The sequence below is a fragment of the Chryseobacterium electrogenes genome, from assembly GCF_053553015.1.
Genome location: NZ_JBNPPB010000002.1, coordinates 2,655,972 through 2,673,534 on the forward strand (window position 1 = coordinate 2,655,972; position 17,563 = coordinate 2,673,534).

21 protein-coding genes are annotated in these 17,563 nt (G+C 35.5%); 5 read left to right on the forward strand and 16 right to left on the reverse strand.

What is annotated here, in order from left to right; translation table 11 throughout:
* Nucleotides 1–15: 15 nt before the first annotated feature.
* From ACQQ6V_RS12180 to ACQQ6V_RS12190, 3 genes are all read right to left on the reverse strand, one after another.
* On the reverse strand, nt 16–192 hold the full coding sequence (locus ACQQ6V_RS12180) for a hypothetical protein (protein WP_448845793.1): 177 nt from the start codon (nt 190–192) through the stop codon (nt 16–18).
* Between the two features lie 175 nt (nt 193–367).
* A complete protein-coding gene (locus ACQQ6V_RS12185) occupies nt 368–874 on the reverse strand; it encodes a hypothetical protein (RefSeq protein ID WP_448845794.1) in 507 nt (168 codons plus the stop codon).
* A 6-nt stretch (nt 875–880) separates the two neighbouring features.
* The gene (locus ACQQ6V_RS12190) at nt 881–1,015 is read right to left on the reverse strand and encodes a hypothetical protein (RefSeq protein WP_448845795.1); all 135 of its coding nucleotides are present in this window, start codon (nt 1,013–1,015) and stop codon (nt 881–883) included.
* Between the two features lie 128 nt (nt 1,016–1,143).
* Here ACQQ6V_RS12190 and ACQQ6V_RS12195 point away from each other — a divergent pair, with 128 nt between their 5' ends.
* Complete coding sequence (locus ACQQ6V_RS12195; protein ID WP_448845796.1) at nt 1,144–1,902, forward strand: response regulator transcription factor; 759 nt, start codon at nt 1,144–1,146, stop codon at nt 1,900–1,902.
* A 1-nt stretch (nt 1,903) separates the two neighbouring features.
* On the opposite strand, the gene ACQQ6V_RS12200 is transcribed toward ACQQ6V_RS12195, so the two are convergent.
* The 13 genes from ACQQ6V_RS12200 to ACQQ6V_RS12260 all read right to left on the reverse strand — a co-directional run bounded on the left by ACQQ6V_RS12200 (nt 1,904) and on the right by ACQQ6V_RS12260 (nt 15,012).
* Complete coding sequence (locus ACQQ6V_RS12200) at nt 1,904–2,398, reverse strand: ThiF family adenylyltransferase (protein ID WP_448846206.1); 495 nt, start codon at nt 2,396–2,398, stop codon at nt 1,904–1,906.
* Nucleotides 2,399–2,445: 47 nt separating this feature from the next.
* Nucleotides 2,446–2,652, reverse strand: a complete 207-nt coding sequence (locus ACQQ6V_RS12205) for a ThiF family adenylyltransferase (protein WP_448845797.1) — start codon at nt 2,650–2,652, stop codon at nt 2,446–2,448.
* A gap of 436 nt (nt 2,653–3,088) precedes the next feature.
* A complete protein-coding gene (locus tag ACQQ6V_RS12210) occupies nt 3,089–4,420 on the reverse strand; it encodes an MFS transporter (RefSeq protein ID WP_448845798.1) in 1,332 nt (443 codons plus the stop codon).
* Nucleotides 4,421–4,460: 40 nt separating this feature from the next.
* A complete protein-coding gene (locus ACQQ6V_RS12215; RefSeq protein WP_448845799.1) occupies nt 4,461–5,873 on the reverse strand; it encodes a porin in 1,413 nt (470 codons plus the stop codon).
* Nucleotides 5,874–6,412: 539 nt separating this feature from the next.
* Complete coding sequence (locus ACQQ6V_RS12220; RefSeq protein ID WP_448845800.1) at nt 6,413–7,705, reverse strand: histidine kinase dimerization/phospho-acceptor domain-containing protein; 1,293 nt, start codon at nt 7,703–7,705, stop codon at nt 6,413–6,415.
* A complete protein-coding gene (locus ACQQ6V_RS12225; protein WP_448845801.1) occupies nt 7,677–8,351 on the reverse strand; it encodes a response regulator transcription factor in 675 nt (224 codons plus the stop codon). Before ACQQ6V_RS12225 ends, ACQQ6V_RS12220 begins: the two co-directional genes overlap by 29 nt.
* 200 nt (nt 8,352–8,551) lie before the next feature.
* Nucleotides 8,552–8,680: a hypothetical protein gene (locus tag ACQQ6V_RS12230; protein ID WP_448845802.1), complete on the reverse strand. Its 129-nt coding sequence runs from the start codon at nt 8,678–8,680 to the stop codon at nt 8,552–8,554.
* Between the two features lie 343 nt (nt 8,681–9,023).
* Entirely contained in the window at nt 9,024–10,424 is a 1,401-nt protein-coding gene (locus tag ACQQ6V_RS12235) for an anion permease (RefSeq protein WP_448845803.1), read from the reverse strand.
* A gap of 495 nt (nt 10,425–10,919) precedes the next feature.
* Complete coding sequence (ypfJ, locus tag ACQQ6V_RS12240; protein WP_448845804.1) at nt 10,920–11,771, reverse strand: KPN_02809 family neutral zinc metallopeptidase; 852 nt, start codon at nt 11,769–11,771, stop codon at nt 10,920–10,922.
* 225 nt (nt 11,772–11,996) lie between these two features.
* Nucleotides 11,997–12,479, reverse strand: coding sequence for a 6,7-dimethyl-8-ribityllumazine synthase (gene ribH, locus ACQQ6V_RS12245; protein WP_448845805.1), 483 nt, complete (start codon nt 12,477–12,479; stop codon nt 11,997–11,999).
* Between the two features lie 3 nt (nt 12,480–12,482).
* Nucleotides 12,483–13,184: a YfgM family protein gene (locus ACQQ6V_RS12250; RefSeq protein ID WP_448845806.1), complete on the reverse strand. Its 702-nt coding sequence runs from the start codon at nt 13,182–13,184 to the stop codon at nt 12,483–12,485.
* Nucleotides 13,185–13,265: 81 nt separating this feature from the next.
* Nucleotides 13,266–13,802 (reverse strand): adenine phosphoribosyltransferase, encoded by a 537-nt coding sequence (locus tag ACQQ6V_RS12255; RefSeq protein WP_448845807.1) that lies wholly within the window; start codon nt 13,800–13,802, stop codon nt 13,266–13,268.
* Between the two features lie 4 nt (nt 13,803–13,806).
* On the reverse strand, nt 13,807–15,012 hold the full coding sequence (locus tag ACQQ6V_RS12260; protein WP_448845808.1) for a hypothetical protein: 1,206 nt from the start codon (nt 15,010–15,012) through the stop codon (nt 13,807–13,809).
* Between the two features lie 178 nt (nt 15,013–15,190).
* Here ACQQ6V_RS12260 and ACQQ6V_RS12265 point away from each other — a divergent pair, with 178 nt between their 5' ends.
* The 4 genes from ACQQ6V_RS12265 to ACQQ6V_RS12280 are packed head-to-tail and all read left to right on the forward strand — an operon-like array spanning nt 15,191 to nt 17,551.
* Complete coding sequence (locus ACQQ6V_RS12265; protein ID WP_448845809.1) at nt 15,191–15,601, forward strand: RapZ C-terminal domain-containing protein; 411 nt, start codon at nt 15,191–15,193, stop codon at nt 15,599–15,601.
* A gap of 3 nt (nt 15,602–15,604) precedes the next feature.
* A complete protein-coding gene (locus ACQQ6V_RS12270; protein ID WP_448845810.1) occupies nt 15,605–16,318 on the forward strand; it encodes a nucleotidyltransferase family protein in 714 nt (237 codons plus the stop codon).
* The gene (locus tag ACQQ6V_RS12275; RefSeq protein ID WP_448845811.1) at nt 16,315–17,031 is read left to right on the forward strand and encodes an LOG family protein; all 717 of its coding nucleotides are present in this window, start codon (nt 16,315–16,317) and stop codon (nt 17,029–17,031) included. The genes ACQQ6V_RS12270 and ACQQ6V_RS12275 overlap by 4 nt, the downstream gene beginning before the upstream one ends.
* Nucleotides 17,032–17,080: 49 nt before the next feature.
* Nucleotides 17,081–17,551 carry a DUF6702 family protein gene (locus tag ACQQ6V_RS12280; protein ID WP_448845812.1) on the forward strand — a complete coding sequence of 157 codons (471 nt, stop codon included), beginning with the start codon at nt 17,081–17,083 and terminating at the stop codon, nt 17,549–17,551.
* The last annotated feature ends 12 nt before the right edge of the window (nt 17,552–17,563 follow it).

The window sequence follows — 17,563 nt, forward strand, 5'->3', positions numbered from 1 at the left end:
ATTTAATTTTAGGTTTTAGTTTGTAATAAAATACCCTTTTGCAGTAAAACCATCAGCAGTAGTTCCGCAAACTGCGTCTACTCTAGAGTCACAATGACCAACATCTGCAACAGGTGCTTGCTTAGATAGTAAGCTTGAAGAAGATACAATAGTTGCGCTTATTATTCCTAATGTAACTAAAGAAATTTTCATAATAAAAGTTGTTCGCCCCCAATTGTTTTTAAGAAGCAAAGGCGGGAATTTTTCTTTGCTTCATGTTAAAAATTTTACTTTATTTAAAATCCTTTTTGTGTTGTACACTACAAATTTTATGGATGATAAACCATTTCTTATATTTCAAAAGTAAAAAATGTAATACATTCAACAGCTACACCAGAGTGTAGTTTTTAGAAACTACCGAAAAACTACACTCTGGTGTAGAAATGTAAAATTGTGGAGGAAGTAGATGAATATTTTTATCGAGAAAACTTTTCAACCCTTTATAAGGAAGTATTACCGGAAGAGTTTCCGAACCCAAATAATTAATAGAATCGGCAAGTACAATCGTTTCTATACCCAGTAAATTTAAGATTTTCAATAATTTAACATCGCATTCTGCTAAGGCAAAAGAATTCTCACTTTTGCACACCTCATTAACTACACAAGTCATTAACGTTTTAAGCACATTAAACCCCATTCTATCTACTCCTTTTTTTATAGCAAATCTACCAATGTACCAAATTTTAATGTTTTTGTTAGAACTGATATCACTGATTTTTATATTAAATAATTTTTCAATTGGCAGAATATCTACGTGGTTCCATTTTAAAAACCTTATAGTACCTACTATTGACAAGTTTTCTTCTCGAGAAACAACTATTTTAGAATTATTCAATTTCAGTTATTCCTGATATACCTGCTTAATTTCTCTTTGGATTAGTTGCGTATTAGCGGTATGATGATCATAGTTTTCCTCAACTACAAACTTTGCCAACTCGTAAATACTCTTATTATCTAAAAAATAATACTTTATCATATTTGATGTTTTTTAATTAATTGTATCTGAAATTATATCATATTTTCTATTAAATGGCTATATTTTAGTTTAAATTTGTGTAAAGTAGCAAATCACATTAAGAAGTGTAGGCTGGTAAATTGATGATTATGAAAGAAGCAGAGCATTTTTTTTCGGACAAAAACACTGTAAAATCGGTCACTCAAAGAGACTTCATACAAACTGGAAATTATTTAGAAGTAGCAAAAGCATTTTCCAGAATAACTTACAAGAGTATTTATGTTATAGATTATCAAACTAAAAATTTTGAATTTGTTTCTGATAATCCGTTATTTCTTTGTGGTTTATCTTCAGAAGAAGTATTGAAACTTGGTTATGGATTTTACTTTAGAATAGTAAAAAAGTCAGATTTGGAGCTTTTACTGAGAATTAATGAAATCGGATTTGACTTTTATGAGAAGATACCCCTAGAGGACAGAAAAAATTATACAATATCATACGATTTTCATATTATTAATAAAAAAAAGCATTTAGTGCTTATTAATCATCAACTTACGCCTGTTTTTCTGACCGAAGAGGGCAAAATCTGGAAAGCAATGTGTATTGTTGCGCTTTCCCGAAATCATACGTCTGGAAATATAAAGATTTACAAACAAAATGCAGACTTCATTTGGAATTTCGATTTAGCCAAAGGAAAATGGAAAAAAGAGGAGAAAATCAAACTTTCTGAGCGCGAAATTGAAATCCTGAGATTTTATGCAAGAGGCCTTACCATAAATGACATATCAGAAAAAATTTTCCTATCAACCGATACCGTGAAGTATCATCGCAGAAAATTATTCGAGAAAATTGGTGTGCAAAATATTGCTGAAGCATTAGCTTATGCAATCAATAACAAACTAATATGATTTAATCTAAAATCGAATTAATATAAAACTCTGGTGATTTTTTAAATTCTTTCTTTGTAGCAATATTAAACATAATATGAGTGCACATACCAGCAATAATCCATGATGCAATGGCTAATTGTGGCGGTGGTAAAATTTCTTTTTCTGCTTTATAATCATTAATAATATCTTCTAGCCATAAATAAGGTTTTTTCCAAAAACGCAGATGCCCAGAAACGTATTCTACCATTTTCAGCTCATTAAAATCATTATCGCTAGTTAAACTTTGTAAGAGAGGACTCTGTGAATCAATTACAGTTACCAATCCTCCCCAACCGAGATTATATGGATGTAAAATGTGTATTCCTTTTTTTTGACAAAGTTTATCGAAAACCGAAGGGATAGCACTCGTAGAGTCCAAAGCATTTATTGCAATTTGATGCCCTTCAACAATATTTAAGATATTTTCATTGGTAATAAACTCGGAGTAAAACTTAATATTGGCATTAGGATTAATATCTTTTAACCGTTTATAAAGGGATTCTGCCTTGCCTTCGAATAAATTTAATTCCGAATAATTTTGGCGTTAAGATTTGAAATCTCAACAACATCACCATCCACAATCGTAATATTCTCGAATCCCAACCTTAAAGCACACTCCGCAATATTGCTACCAATACCACTTCCTGCTAATAGAATAGGAATATGTTTAATTAAATTTTGTTCTTCATCACTGATATACAGTCTGTTTCTAGAATAGCGTTCTTTCATGATTTTTTTTCAAAATTATGCCTAATCTAAAAATTTGAAGCTACACAATAGTGTAGAACTCAAAGAATGTTTTAATCTAAAGAACTCCTCGAGGCTCAGTCTCGGGGTTAAATCGAATTAACCCTTAAACTGTCCTTATATTTTTCTTCCAACCATTTCTGACTTTGAATACCCTCAATTTTCAAAATTTTACTATTCTCTGTTTTGTCATGTTCAATACTCAATTTTAGGTTTTCAACTTTGAAGCTTTTAAAATACCATGAAGAATAAATTTCTTCGCTGATATGGATTTCTTGTTTTTCTAAGGTACTTGCAAGTTTTGAAACTAGAATCCCTCAACTTTCCGTTTTCTCTGTCATTATCAACCCTAAGAATGTTCATTATTAATTAATTTTTATAAATATTGCAATACCTATTAAAAAGTTAAAACTTACTTTTAATCCTCATTGAGTTTTGAAGTGTGCTTTGTATCTTTCATAAAAAGATATACAATAAGTGAAAACGAAATACAGATTGTAATATACCAGTAAAAATAATGTTCTACTTCTTGTTGTTTGAAAAGCAAAGCAATATATTCCGCTGAGCCTCCAAAAATTGCAACAGTCAATGCATAAGGCAAGCCAACACCTAATGCACGCACATTGGCAGGAAAAAGCTCCGCTTTCACAACGGCATTGATGGACGTATACCCTGATACAATAATCAGTGCAGCCAAGATATAGAAAAATGCTTCCCACATCCCTGTAGCATGGCTAAGACCTGTAAGCAATGGAACAGTAAACAATGTCCCTAATATGCCAAATCCAAGAAGCAATGGTCTTCTTCCTATTTTATCCGATAAAGCACCAAACACTGGCTGTAAACAAGCAAATACAAATAATGATATAAACGAAATAAGTGTAGATTGCTCTTTGCTAAGCTGTACTGTATTTACTAAAAATTTCTGCATATAGGTAGTATAAGTATAAAATGCCAATGTCCCTCCCAGGGTTAATCCTACTACTGTTATCAATGCTTTCGGGTGTTTCATGAGCTCTTTTACGCTACCGTTTTTCTGGGTTTGGCTAGTCTCTACATTTTTTTCAAATGCCTCGGTCTCGTGAAGATTGCTTCTCAGGTACAAAGCAATTACAGATAGAATAGCTCCTATAACAAAAGGAATTCTCCATCCCCAATCATTGAGCTGGGCCTCTGTAAGAACCAGTTTCTGTAAAATCAATTGTATGCCCAAAGCAATCAACTGACCACCAATCAGAGTGACATATTGAAAACTGGAATAGAAGCCTCGTCTTTCAGCAGTGGCCATCTCGCTGAGATAGGTTGCGGAAACGCCATATTCCCCTCCCACACTCAATCCTTGAAGCAAACGTGCCACCAAAAGTAAAATAGGCGCCAAAATGCCAATCGTGGTATAAGTTGGCGTGAGCGCAATGAGTAGTGAGCCAAAAGACATCAATAATACCGACAGCGTCATTGCTTTTTTTCGCCCGACTTTGTCGGCAATGGTTCCAAAAATCCAGCCTCCGATGGGACGCATCAGAAATCCTACGGCAAAAATACCTGCTGTATTAAGTAGTTGTGCAGTCTGATCGCCCGTTGGAAAAAAAGAATGCGAAAAATAAATTGCGAAAGCAGCATAAGCATACCAGTCATACCATTCCACAAGATTACCGATAGAACCACCAATGATGGCTTTGATACGGTTGGCTGTCGTAAGTTCAGTTTTCTGTGTGGTAGAAAAGGATTCATTATAAGTTTTCTGTGACATATGATGTGAAATGTTTTAAATGTATATTATTGATGAAAAATTAAAGTGCTACCAAAAGAGCGAGGATAAATTCGCCTTTGCGGTCAAAAACCCTCTTGGTATCTGCCGTAAATAATGGTCTGCTGGAGTATTGGAGCGATATTTTGGCATTCTGGGAATACACAAAAATATTGGTTCCGAAATCGTAGAAATTGGCAACCTGGTTCAGGGCTTTGAGATCTTTTCTATGATACGCCACAAATGGTTGTACTCTGATAGATTTATTGAACTTTGGCAACGCAAATCCCGCTTGTGTGTACCATATGCTTCCAGTGCCGTTCAGGTATTTTGAGTTCCCAAAACCTTCTGCTGCCACCTGTCCGTTGTAGGTCTCATCATGCATTCCGGGATTCATTATTCCATTCGTGCGTAAGTAATTGTTACCGAAATCGTTGTAATAGTAGACGCTATAAAGACTGAGTGACATCTCTTTGTTTTTTGCGCCTACCGGAACTTCCCAGTACATATCTCCACCCAGATTGAGCTGGTCGTGCTTTACAAATTCATCTTTTAAAGGCTGGGACATTAGTGCATTTTTGTTGCTGTAAAATCCTGCTCCAATGTTGAAGATCTTCTTGGTGCCGAGATAAGTTCCCGGCAAAAAGGAAGTTACGGTAGATTCTTTATCCAAGAACTGATACATCGCATAGGCTGAGTAAGACAGCTTTCCATCACTGTTGTTCTCTACGGGAGTATCACCGACTGTGGGAACGCGGTTTGTAGCAAATGGTTTGTTGACGGCAACACGGTAGTTTATTCTGTCTAAATCTCCGTGCGCAAAAATTCCGAATTGTCTGGAAAACTGGTCAGACATCTCGATATTCGGGAAGTTGAAAACCGGAATATCCGCCGTCAGTAACTTTGTAGTACTGGAATTTGTCATTCTGCTGACCCCGTTCCAGGCGTGTAGACCCGCTCCAAGATATAGATTGTATTTGTTGGGAGCATTGGTCTGGAAATCATTTTTTGGGATTACTGCAAACTCGTTGTAGGCATCCATAAAGAAAATGCTAGGTTTTTTGCCCCGTCCGTTTCCGCCTGTTCCTGTTCCACCTCCGCTGATGAAGGTCTGGTTGTTGATTCCTATTTGGAAAAATACCAGATAACCTTTACTGAGCTGAAATTGTGTAATTATCCTTGCTCTGCGAAGTCCAGCATCAATGGTCTGCTCCTGCGGGACTCCATTGACCGAAGTACCAGGGTTATTTTCGATATTACGAAACCACACCTGACTTGATACACCTAATTTGATGTACTTGTCACCTTTGGTGTTTAAGTTGATTTTCATTTCGCCCAAAGAGTTCTGAAAGTCTGTGTCAGATTCGGATTCTACAGTTTTTTTTTCATTGTTGTTTTGTGCGTTGGTCACGCAAAAAAAGGAAGTGCAAAATAAAGCGAGAATTAGTTTGTTCATAGCAAGCTTTTTTGTTGATGTGGAAGATATACAAGGATTCTGAAGACATTTTGAAGAAATCTTAGAAATATTCTGAAGTTTTGAAAATAAAGCCTTAAGTGCTTGATGAGTAGTGTTTTGTAGTCAAAGGCTATTGTCTTGAAATATATTTACTTCCAACTTTTTATGAAGATAAAGCCCCGATTTTGAAAATTAAATATTCTCCAAAAATAGGCTCAAAATCGGTTTTTTCTGAAATTTTATTAATAATTGTTTTATATTAAAGAAGGAAAAGGACGTTTTTAAGAAAAACTATCCAAAATAGAATATTGGTATGAACTTCAATTTATCATAAAAATAACCTGAGTTAGGGCTGAAGTTTTAAGCTTACGCTAAAGTGCCATCTTAATTGTAATATATTAACCACAAAATAAGATGTTTTTTTAGTCAGCAGTGTGAAGCCTTTATCCTGGTCGGTAAAGCATCATTACTGTTATTTTAATTTAAAAAGTCTTGAACTGGCGTTAGCTATCCAATCGTTTACTAAAACAAATAGCTTCTCATCCGAACTTGATAGTAAACAAATGCAAATCTTCTGACTGCTTATAAATAATCCTATGACCGTAGATATCTACTATTTTCTTCACCAGAGCCAGACCTATCCCTAAAGAATTAGCGTATCTTGCTCCTTTTTTGAACCGTTTGAAGACTGATTCTTCATCCAATTCATTAGGTAGTCCGCTATTTGTAATCCTGAAAAAGTTTTCACATAGCTCTATCCTAATGAAGCCTTTCGGAATGTTGTGCCGTTTTGCATTACTGATAAGATTGGAAAGCACGATTTTCAAAAGTGTATCGTTGATGTGAATGTATACATCATCCTTAATGTCAAGCTCCAAGCGGTATCCACTCATTTCTATGACATCCTCAAATTGACGGACGAGCTTTTTGCAGACTTTGCTGAAATTCACTGTTTGGTCGGTTTTCTCATAATGTTCCAGTCCCATTAGGATGACCAGCGATTTGTTGAGAGAGGTCATCCGATTCAGCTCATCATACATCACGCTCAGGGTCTGCATCTGATACTCTGACAGTTCTGTATCCATCAGCAATTCTATTTTTCCTCGGGCATGAGCTAAGGGTGTCTGCAGCTCGTGTGATAGGTTCTCGTTGAATTCCTTCAGCAGATGGTATTGGTCCACTGACTGGTCTGCCATATTTTTAATGAGATGGTTCAGTTCATCCAGCTCGGCAATACTTGTAGCTGTAGGCTCTATTTTTACTCCTTTACGAACATCAAATCTTTTCATCTGCTCCAGAATATTGTGGAAAGGGATGTAAAGATTACGGCTTATCAGCTCCCCAAAGAAAATAATAATAATGAGAACGAATACGAATATCCAGGCAATGACCATTATAAGACTCCACCAGAATTTATTTTCAATTTTAACAATATGGTCATTATTGACAATCTGGTAATGTTTCCCGTCCACAATATGGTATGTTAACACCCTTATTCTGTATGCATAGGAATGGATGTCATCTATCCAGACCGCTTTTTCCTCTTTGACGACCTGTTGCTGTAAATGATTTAGTTTTGGAGAAAGTTCTGTGATTTTAAGAGCGGGATATTGTTTTTCCATATCAGCAGAAGAATGATTGGAAATTTGAGCGGCAACATAATCATTAAGCTGTAGCATCTTCTCTATTGCAGACTGGTTTGTCACCCTGTCTACCGCAATGTAAAAGATGAAAAAGCCAATCGTGAGAGATAGGCTGACGATAACGATGAAGTAGAATGTAATCCTACTGCTGAGCTTTGTTTTATTCACTCCATTTGTATCCCAATCCATAGACTGTTGTTATATAATCTGTTCCACCGGCGTCTGTTATTTTTTTTCTTAAATTTTTAAGGTGCTGATAAATGAAATCCACATTATCCAGATTATAAGTGTAATCTCCCCATAGATGTAATGCTATTGACTGTTTAGAAAGAACCCTGTTTTTGTTATTGATAAAATAAGAAAGAAGGTTGAACTCTTTTCTTGTAAGAATTATTTCTTTGTCACTCACCAAGCATTGCACCGCATCCAGATTAAGCTGTATCTCATTGAAAGTAAGTTCTTGGCACTGCTCTGGGTTTTTTCTTCTGTTGACTGCCTTGATTCTCGAGTGGAGCTCTGGCAAAGGAAAAGGTTTTGTAATATAATCATCTGCACCACCATCCAATCCTTTAATCTTGTAATCCAGAGAATTTTGTGCGGAGATAATGATAATGTTGCCGGGTATTTTATTTTTTTTGATAAATTCTAACAGGTAAAGCCCAGAATTGTCAGGAAGGGTAAGATCCAAAAGTACAAAATCATATTCGTACTCCTCAAGATGCTCCTTTGCCTCGGCAACTGTGGATACCCAACCACAGATGTAGTTTTCTTTCTGCAGATAGTGCCTGATATCTTTAGCTAATTGTTCGTGGTCTTCTACAAGGAGTATTTTCATGTGTCTGATATTTATTTTTCAAGAGTTAAAGGCCGTGGTATTCATTTTTATTTTCACCAGACTATTGTTACACATTTTAAAAATATTAAATTTGGTTTTGCACCTTTTTCTATTAGTTTTTTTAATTTTTTTTTCCATAATTCACGGCAAACATCAACGTGTATTGTTGTCACACATTTTGTTTATTTCAGTTCCGTTATCTAAAGAAAATCAACTATTTTTAGTTTTTCCATTTTAAAGGTAATTGCCAAAAGATTATAAGAACTTTCTTTTATATCATAGCATTGATTATCAATTTCTTTAACAAATTCTTTTTTGAACAAACCCATATTATCACTTTTAAAGGCTCCTTTTTGGTATAAATTAGGCTCTTGTACATTCTTTAACTGAAAAGATAATATTACAAAATTACCAATGAAATAATAATTGGATTTTTAAACTTTGATTTCATAATTCTTTAGTTGATAATCAGTTTTAAAAAAAGATATTTAATCTGGAAGTTAAAGACCTTATTACAAGTTTTTAATCAAAATAATTAGAAATAACTTTTTCTATAGAGTCAATATCTTATCAAAATATCAGTGCGTATTTTTGATCCATTTATCTATGTCATTATTTACCAATTGCATGTATGCTAAATTAAGGTATTATTTTATATTTGACATTACGTGTTTAAAAAAGGCCTATGATTTTCCACCACACCGAACCTACGACAAGCCATATAAATATAATAATAAAGCTCATAAAGAAGCCAATCTTCCACCATTTTGCCAATGGGACATAGCCTGTCCCAAACAAAATAGGAGCCGGCCCGCTAGAATAATGTGTGATGGACATATTAAGGTTACTGAAAAATCCGAATAAAAGAACCGTGGGGATAGGCGGTGCACCCGCAGCAATTGCAATGGTAACAAAAATAGCATACATCGCACTGATGTGCGCAATGGCACTCGCCATCATATAATGCACATAGTAATAGACCAGAAGAAGTATAATGAGCATCGGAAGCCAGTTCATTCCCGTTACAGATGAAGCGATAAAACTTCCGAACCACGGTATGAATCCTAGTTTATTAAGCTGCCCTGCAAGGGTCATCAGAATAGCAAACCAGATAATAGTATGCCATGCTTCTTTTTCAGAAATGACATCGTTCCAATCGATGGCTTTTGAAATCAACAGAAACGAAAGACCAATAAACGCCGTTAATGTCGCATCGATATGAAGTGTTTCCCCCAATACCCAAAAGATAACAAGAAAAGAGAATACTCCCAAAACAATCCATTCATTTTTTGTCATTTTTCCCATTTCGTCAAGTCTTTTTTTTGCAATAGCCTTCATTTCCGGGGTTTTCTTCAGTTCTGGTGGATAAAATTTGTACAAAACCAAAGGAATGATGACCAAAGAGACCAATCCTGGAACGATGGAGGCTACTGCCCAGTCCATCCATGTGATATGGTACCCAAGACCTTTTGCAAGCTCTGTAATCATAGGGTTTCCTGCCATAGAGGTCATAAACATCGCACAGGTAATGGCATTACATTGGAAGATACATTGCACTAGAAATGCCCCAATTCTATTTTGAGTCCCTTTCTCTGGGCTAGAATCGTAAGCCTCCGAAATGGAACGGAACAATGGCGTGATGATGCCACCGCATCTGGCAGAAGTGGAAGGCATTGCCGGAGCAAAAAGTAAGTCGGTCATTACCAGCCCGTAAGAAAGTCCCAACGTGTTATTGCCCAGCTTGTTGATAAAAAGATAGCCGACCCTGCGTCCAAAGCCCGTTTTGATAAAACCCCTTGAGATGAAGAAGGCGCAGGCAATCATCCAGATGGTAGAATTTCCAAAGCCTTTGAGTGCATCCTCTAAGGTAACAAGCTTCAATGCTACAACAATCGTCAAACTAAAAATTGCCATCGCTCCCAAAGGATATGGAGAGAGAATGAGACCGACAACTGTAGCCACAAATACAGCCATAAGATGCCAAGCCTGAGGTGTAACACCTTCTGGAGAAGGAATAAACCAAATGACTACCCCTAAAAAGATGGTCAGAAAAAGTTTTGTAATATTATTCATATCCGAAGAATTTATTTTATAGAGAAAAAAGAGGATTTTTATTTCTCAAATTGAAAATGATATATAAAATCAATATGAAAATAAGTTGTAAACTGCCCAGAACAGCCATTAAGTGACCTCTTTTTATAATACCGAAATTACCTCCAGATTCTGAAGATATTCTGAAGATAACGGGGAAAAAACTATGATTTTTATATTAAATGAGAAATCTCATATCTAGATGATAGCAAATAATTAAAAGTGTAATCTTTCTCAAAAACAGTAACACCTAAAAATATAGTTTTTAAATTTGGAATACTATGAAAAATAGTGAATTTTCAGAAGATGAAATTATTATGATTTTATCTGAACAAAATCAAATAAAGACGGTGAATAATATTTGCTGGGAACATGGTATTAGCCAGACGACATTTTAGAAATGGAAAAAACGGAATTATTCATAAAAAAGAGCCAGTAAATCATTACTAGCTCCTTATTTAATTTATGAGAATTTTTTTATTTCAACAATGCGTTAAAGGTGTCTCCTTGTCTAATATCGCCCGTGTTATAGCCTTTCATAAACCATTCTTCCCGTTGTGCAGAAGATCCATGTGTAAAACTTTCTTGGTTAACATAACCTTGTGCTCTTTTTTGGATGTTATCATCACCAACAGCAGCGGCTGCACTCATCGCTTCTTGGATATCGCTAGGTTCTAATATTTTTTCTCTGCTATCGGTCTGTTTTGCCCATAATCCTGCGTAAAAATCCGCTTGTAATTCTGTTGCAACTGATACCTTGTTCATTTGAGTTTCCGATTGTCTTCCTCGTAATTGATTTACTTTTTGGGTAGTACCTAATAAAGTCTGAATATGATGACCGTACTCGTGGCCAAGAACATAAGCGACTGTGAATTGTCCGACTTTGGCGCCAAATTTCTGTTGAAGTTCTTTGAAGAAGCTCAAATCCATATAAATAGTTTGGTCTGCGGGGCAATAGAAAGGTCCCATTTCTGATTGAGCAGCGCCACAACCAGATTGTGTTCCGTTTTCGAAGAGGACAACTTTTGCTGGTTGAAAAGGAATATTGTTGTCTTGAAATATCTTGTTCCAAGTTTTTTCGTTTTCAGCGGTGAGCATTTTTACAAACTCTCCCACGTTGAGTTCTTGTTGGGTAAGTTGTCTTTGTTCTGTTTGTTGAGGTGCTGAGCTACTATTTTCTAGAATAGCAGAAGGGTCACCTCCAAGAAAAAATACGATGGCTGCAATGATGATTGTGCCTAATCCGCCACCAACGAGCATGCCGCCACCTGAGCTTCCTGATCCGCGTCTGTCATCTACATTATCGCTTCTATCGTTAGTCCATTTCATAGTTTTAATTTTTAAAGGAATAAAAATACAAAAAAAATGTACGCGGTGGGCGTACATTATATTTTTTAGAACAAATGAAAAAATGATCTTTGTAGCCCCGATGAAAGCGGCATCCTTTTGTAAACGACGGTTGGGCAATGCTTAAGCCTCGGTTACAAAAGATATAGCGGACAGCGGGTGGGATTTTTGTTAGAATGACAAATCTCCTTGCTCCTGATAATAAGGTTAAATTTTATTATTGAACTGGATCATTTTTAGTGCTGTAACGGCAGCTTCTACACCTTTGTTACCCAATTCTCCGCCGCTTCTGGCGATAGATTGTTCTTGCGTATCGTCTGTTAAAACACAGAAAATGGTAGGAGTATCGGTCTGAATGTTACAATCTTTGATGCCGTGTGCTACAGCTGAGCAAACGTAGTCGAAATGTGGAGTTTCTCCTCTGATAACGCATCCAATAGCGATAACTGCAGCATATTTTTTGGACTTGCTGAGTTGCATTGCTGCGAAACTAAGCTCAAAAGCTCCAGGGACATAAAATATTTTTATGTGTTCCTTTTTAATACCTTCCTTGGTCAGGATGTCTGTTGCACCATCTCTGAGGTTGAAGGTTACAAAATCATTCCACTCAGAAACAACAATGCCGATAGAATATTCATCGGCATTAGGTATGTTGAGTGGCGCGTAATCTGATAGATTGACTGTTGCCATAATTTAGTAATATTTAGTCATTTCGATGTAAGCATCTGACTGCCCGTTATCGTAATCTTGATATTTTTCGTCTATTGTAGCGAAGTATTTTTTAGCGTCTGCATTTTTCTTAAGTGCTAGTGCTAAAAGTCCTGCTTTTTTTGTGAAATAATAAGAGGTATAAAGATCATCACTTGCTGTTGTTGCTTTTGCCATCAATGATAATGCATCATCTGCTTTGTTAAGGTTAGCCATACAATCTGACATTGCCCCAAACTTCATTGCGGTAAGAACTTTATTGCTTGAGCTGAATTGGTCTAACAAGTCATAAGCTTTCTGATAATTTCCTTTTTTGTACTCGATAAGTCCTGCATTGTAAGCAGACAATTTACCAACTTGTGTAGATCCGTACTCGTTATAAGTCCCAACAAATCCAGGATTGGCAGCGCTCTTACCACCTAACGCTTGGTCTTGGTCACCTTTGCTAAGATTAGCCATTGCAGAAAGATAACCTTTCATAGCTTCTTCGTTTTTTGGACCAACAATAAATTGTTGATAACCAAAGTATCCTAAGATCGCTAGTGCAACGACTGCAAACGCAGTACCAATTGTTTTGGCGTGTTTTTCTATACCTTGTTCGAGTTTGAAGGTTTTCTTGTCTAAGTCTTTAAAAAACTCTACAGTTTCTTTACCTTCGTTCTCTTGATTTTTGCTAAGTTTTGACATATTTTAATGAAAATAGAATTGCAAATTTAATGTTTTCTTATTGATATACAAAAACAATCTTACAGCAACACGTTTTTTTTATTAATACTTTAATATACTATGGATTTCTGCGTCGTATTGTTTTAGCTTTTCTTCGCCATGCAAATCTTCTAACCCAATTAGAAAGCTGAATTGTGATACAATACCTCCTTGTTTTAATACTAATTTTGCAGCAGCTTCTGTTGTACCACCAGTTGCCAATAGGTCATCATGGATTAATACACGTTGCCCAGGTTTTAGTTGATTGGTTTTCATTTCGATTTCTGCGGTACCATACTCTAGATCATATTCTTGTCCGATGAATGGAGGTGGAAGTTTTCCTTGTTTTCTAATTAAAATAAAAGGAACTTGCAGTGCCACAGCTACTGCAATACCAAATAAATAACCTCGGCTTTCTATGCCACAAACGACGTCTATTTTTCCGCGGCTGAATTCTACTAGATCTTTTACGACATCTTCGTATAATTTTGGGTCTAAAAATATGGGCGATATATCTTTAAACTGAATACCCTCTATTGGGAAATTTGGAATGTTTTGAATGGTTGCTTCTAATTTGCTAATAAGCTCTTTGGATGACATTTATTTATTGTTTTTGAGAAGAATTAATTTTATAGCTTGTAATTTTCCAACCATTAGCGGTTGATTTTAGGCCGTAAGTCACAGAAAGTGCTGTTGTATTACCGTCTTTGTCGGTTACATTGTAAGTTGCATTAACTGTAGATGCATTGTCCTTAGTAACTGGCGTACCAACTGTTTTTACAGCGACACTTTTTACCGCACCAAAACCAGATGTTGGATTAGAGAACTTGTCATAGCTTCCCCAGTTAGGATTTTCAGCATTTTCAAAAGCTGCTTTAAGATTTTGATTGCCTAAGCTAGATAAGAATTTGTTAACTGTAGTTTTTGGGTCTCCCACAGGTGTTTTGGGTGTTGTTGCTACGGGAGTTGTACCAACAGAAGTTGTTGAGTTATCTGTTGATGAGGTATTTGTAGGGTCCGTTACAGCAGGGTCTGGAAGGTCTGGATCCGTAACGGGTACTTCTGCTGGAGCTTTGGCAAATGCTTTTGGGTTTACATCAATACCAGTTTTAAGCATTTGGTATGTTTTCTTAGATGTTTTTACACTTACTTTCACGTCAATTTTATTATCAATAATACTTGCCACGGGAAGTGATGCAAATTTTACCGTAAAACCTCTGAAGTCATTATCGCTCATCAAGTTTTTGGCAGTTGATAATTTATTACCATTGCTGAAAACTTCTAAAGTAGTTTCTAGTCCAGCGCCAGAAAAAGTGATTTTTTCTCCATTTTGATCTACTAACTGAGGGATCACCACAATAGCTTTAGGCCCTGTTGCACTATCTGACATTGCTGATCTTACTACAATGTTCAATGCATTTGCAGTAATGTCGTTAGCATCTACTTCTGAGGCTATTGTATTGCCAAAGATATTCATTGTGCCTAATGATGGTGGAGCAGTGCTAGACCATGTAATGTTGTTTTTCTGTGCAACTTGATCTGCCATAGTTAAGACATCTGCAATTTTTTTACCATTAAGTAATTTGCCCAAAGCTTCTATTTCTGCAACATCACCTTCGGCTTCTATACCAAAGGTTTTTAGGATGTACAAAGCTTCGTTAAATTTTATTTGCTGCAATGTTGGCAATGATGATGCCATATCATTAACGCTCTCTTGGAAAGCTTTTCTGTTAGAGCCATCCACGCTTGTTTTTTTACAAGATATGACTAAAAATAAGCTCATAAAAAGTAGATAACGGAAGTATTTCATGTTTTTATTATTTCAGATAATTTTATTTTCTTCTAAGTTAATTAAAATGTTTTAGATGGATTATTTACTTCAATATTAATCTCTAACTCTTAATTAAAATGAATTCTTCTGCAAAATTAATCCTTTTCTAATTTTTATGAGCTAATTAAAAAAGCTATTTTTACAAAAAATAAAAATAATGACGCAGGTTTTACACATCGATATTCATAGTTTTTCTTATAAGAAAGGCGGTATACCTAAGGATAGCTCCGGTAATGGTGGTGGTTTTGTCTTCGATTGCAGAGGTATTTTGAATCCAGGAAGAATAGAAGAGTATAAGTCCCAAACAGGCAATGACATTGGCGTGCAAGATTATCTTGAAACAAAAACCAAAATGCCAGAGTTTTTAGATTTAATTCAAAACATGGTGTCTATTAATATAGAAGATTACCTTGCCAGAGATTTTGAGAACCTCCAGATTAATTTCGGGTGTACAGGTGGACAACATAGATCGGTATATTGTGCTATAAAAACTGCGGCGTTTATTAAAGAGAAATTTCCTCAAGCTACAGTTAACCTTCATCATGACGAACAACCGCAGCTTAACTAATCTATGAAAGCATTAATTTTTGCTGCAGGAAAAGGGACGAGGCTTCAACCTTTTACCAATCATCATCCTAAAGCACTTGCAAAAGTGAACAATGTACCACTTTTGGAAAGGAATATCAATTATCTGCAAAGTTTTGGGATTAAGGATTTCGTGATTAATATTCATCATTTTGGAGATCAAATTTTTGATTTTTTAAAACAAAACCATAACTTCGGGGCTAACATTGAGATTTCTAATGAGTCTGATATGTTGTTAGAAACTGGAGGCGGTCTGGTTTTTGCTAGACAATTCTTAGATCATGGCGAAGACTTTTTAATTATGAACGCTGATATTCTTACAGATATGAATATCACAGAGTTTGTTAACTTCCATCAATCCAAAAACGATTTTATCACGTTGGCTGTTTCGGATAGAAATAGCTCAAGAAAATTATTGTTTACTGACGATTTGGTTTTAAAAGGTTGGAAAAACATTAATACTGGAGAGACTCGATTGGCAGAAAGCAATACCGGATTTAAAGAGTTAGCTTTTAGCGGAATCCATTGTGTTAATCCAAGTATTTTTGACAAAATTAAAAGGACAGGGAAGTTTTCTATTATGGAAGAATATCTCGATATGATGTCTACAGAAAAGATATCTGGTTATCAACACAATGCACATCTTATTGATGTTGGAAGACCAGAATCTATTATTGAAGCAGAAAAAATATTTTTATGATAAACGACGATCAATCTTTAGAGAATAAGTTAAAGGATAGTTTTAGACAAAAAACTTGGGACGAAACTGTAACTAAAGATAGCTGGATGATCTTTAAGGTCATGTCAGAATTTGTGAATGGCTACGAAAAAATGGTGGCTCTTGGCCCTTGTGTTTCTATTTTTGGATCCGCAAGATTACCTGCAACAGATCCATATTACAAGATGGCAACAGAGATTGCACAAAAAATAACCGAAATTGGTTTTGGGGTGATTACTGGTGGCGGACCAGGTATTATGGAAGCTGGTAACAAAGGAGCACACGGACATGGTAAATCCATTGGTCTTAATATTGATCTACCTTTTGAGCAACATTTTAATCCATATATTGATAAAGGATATAATCTAGATTTTGATTATTTCTTTGTTAGAAAAGTAATGTTTGTGAAGTACTCTCAAGGTTTTGTAGTGATGCCAGGAGGATTCGGGACTTTGGATGAGTTGATGGAAGCTTTAACTTTAATTCAGACTAATAAAATAGGGCGTTTCCCGATTGTTCTTGTAGGGACTGAGTTCTGGAGTGGATTATTAGAATGGTTTAAAACAACATTGCTATCCAAAGGCTTAATTGCAGAAAAGGATCTGCAACTCTTTAGATTAGTAGATACGGCAGACGAAGCGGTTGCTCATATCAAAGCGTTTTATGATAAGTATTCTGTAAACGTTAATTTTTAGAATTTGGCATATTATTTGTGCCATAATAGTCAACATAAAATATGTTAAAATGAAAAAAATATTAAGTATTACAGCTATTTTAGCATTGCTAATGATTATGAGTTTTACTGCATTTGACTTCTTTTCTTCGATGACGAAAGTTGAATATGTAGAAGGGAATAAAGCGTTGAAGTTTACCACTAAGTTAAATACTGACCATATTTCTCAAGCAATAAAAATTGATCCTAATACGGCAGCTTTTGATGCAGAGGTTAAAAAATTTGTGAATAGCAATATGAGCGTTTCTGTAAATGGAACTCCTAAGACCTTAACCTTTACAGGAAGTCAGGTTAATGGAGAATCTGTATTTGTGTATTATGAAGCAGGAGGTATTTCTGACATTTCTAGTCTTAGTATTAGAAATAGTATACTAAGTAATGTTTTTCCTAAGCAAGTTAATATCATGAATATATCTTATAGAGGAAATTTGAAAACACTTAATTTCTCAAAAGGGAAAGAATCAGCAGAAGTTAATTTCTAAAAAAGAATTTTA

Bases quoted from the DNA above. Each gene is read 5' to 3' on its own strand.
- ACQQ6V_RS12180 (WP_448845793.1), bottom strand. From the start codon at position 192: ATGAAAATTTCTTTAGTTACATTAGGAATAATAAGCGCAACTATTGTA.
- ACQQ6V_RS12190 (WP_448845795.1), bottom strand. From the start codon at position 1,015: ATGATAAAGTATTATTTTTTAGATAATAAGAGTATTTACGAGTTGGCA.
- ACQQ6V_RS12195 (WP_448845796.1), top strand. From the start codon at position 1,144: ATGAAAGAAGCAGAGCATTTTTTTTCGGACAAAAACACTGTAAAATCG.
- ACQQ6V_RS12205 (WP_448845797.1), bottom strand. From the start codon at position 2,652: ATGAAAGAACGCTATTCTAGAAACAGACTGTATATCAGTGATGAAGAA.
- ACQQ6V_RS12210 (WP_448845798.1), bottom strand. From the start codon at position 4,420: ATGTCACAGAAAACTTATAATGAATCCTTTTCTACCACACAGAAAACT.
- ACQQ6V_RS12215 (WP_448845799.1), bottom strand. From the start codon at position 5,873: ATGAACAAACTAATTCTCGCTTTATTTTGCACTTCCTTTTTTTGCGTG.
- ACQQ6V_RS12220 (WP_448845800.1), bottom strand. From the start codon at position 7,705: ATGGATTGGGATACAAATGGAGTGAATAAAACAAAGCTCAGCAGTAGG.
- ACQQ6V_RS12225 (WP_448845801.1), bottom strand. From the start codon at position 8,351: ATGAAAATACTCCTTGTAGAAGACCACGAACAATTAGCTAAAGATATC.
- ACQQ6V_RS12230 (WP_448845802.1), bottom strand. From the start codon at position 8,680: ATGGGTTTGTTCAAAAAAGAATTTGTTAAAGAAATTGATAATCAATGC.
- ACQQ6V_RS12235 (WP_448845803.1), bottom strand. From the start codon at position 10,424: ATGAATAATATTACAAAACTTTTTCTGACCATCTTTTTAGGGGTAGTC.
- ypfJ (WP_448845804.1), bottom strand. From the start codon at position 11,771: ATGAAATGGACTAACGATAGAAGCGATAATGTAGATGACAGACGCGGA.
- ribH (WP_448845805.1), bottom strand. From the start codon at position 12,479: ATGGCAACAGTCAATCTATCAGATTACGCGCCACTCAACATACCTAAT.
- ACQQ6V_RS12250 (WP_448845806.1), bottom strand. From the start codon at position 13,184: ATGTCAAAACTTAGCAAAAATCAAGAGAACGAAGGTAAAGAAACTGTA.
- ACQQ6V_RS12255 (WP_448845807.1), bottom strand. From the start codon at position 13,802: ATGTCATCCAAAGAGCTTATTAGCAAATTAGAAGCAACCATTCAAAAC.
- ACQQ6V_RS12260 (WP_448845808.1), bottom strand. From the start codon at position 15,012: ATGAAATACTTCCGTTATCTACTTTTTATGAGCTTATTTTTAGTCATA.
- ACQQ6V_RS12265 (WP_448845809.1), top strand. From the start codon at position 15,191: ATGACGCAGGTTTTACACATCGATATTCATAGTTTTTCTTATAAGAAA.
- ACQQ6V_RS12270 (WP_448845810.1), top strand. From the start codon at position 15,605: ATGAAAGCATTAATTTTTGCTGCAGGAAAAGGGACGAGGCTTCAACCT.
- ACQQ6V_RS12275 (WP_448845811.1), top strand. From the start codon at position 16,315: ATGATAAACGACGATCAATCTTTAGAGAATAAGTTAAAGGATAGTTTT.
- ACQQ6V_RS12280 (WP_448845812.1), top strand. From the start codon at position 17,081: ATGAAAAAAATATTAAGTATTACAGCTATTTTAGCATTGCTAATGATT.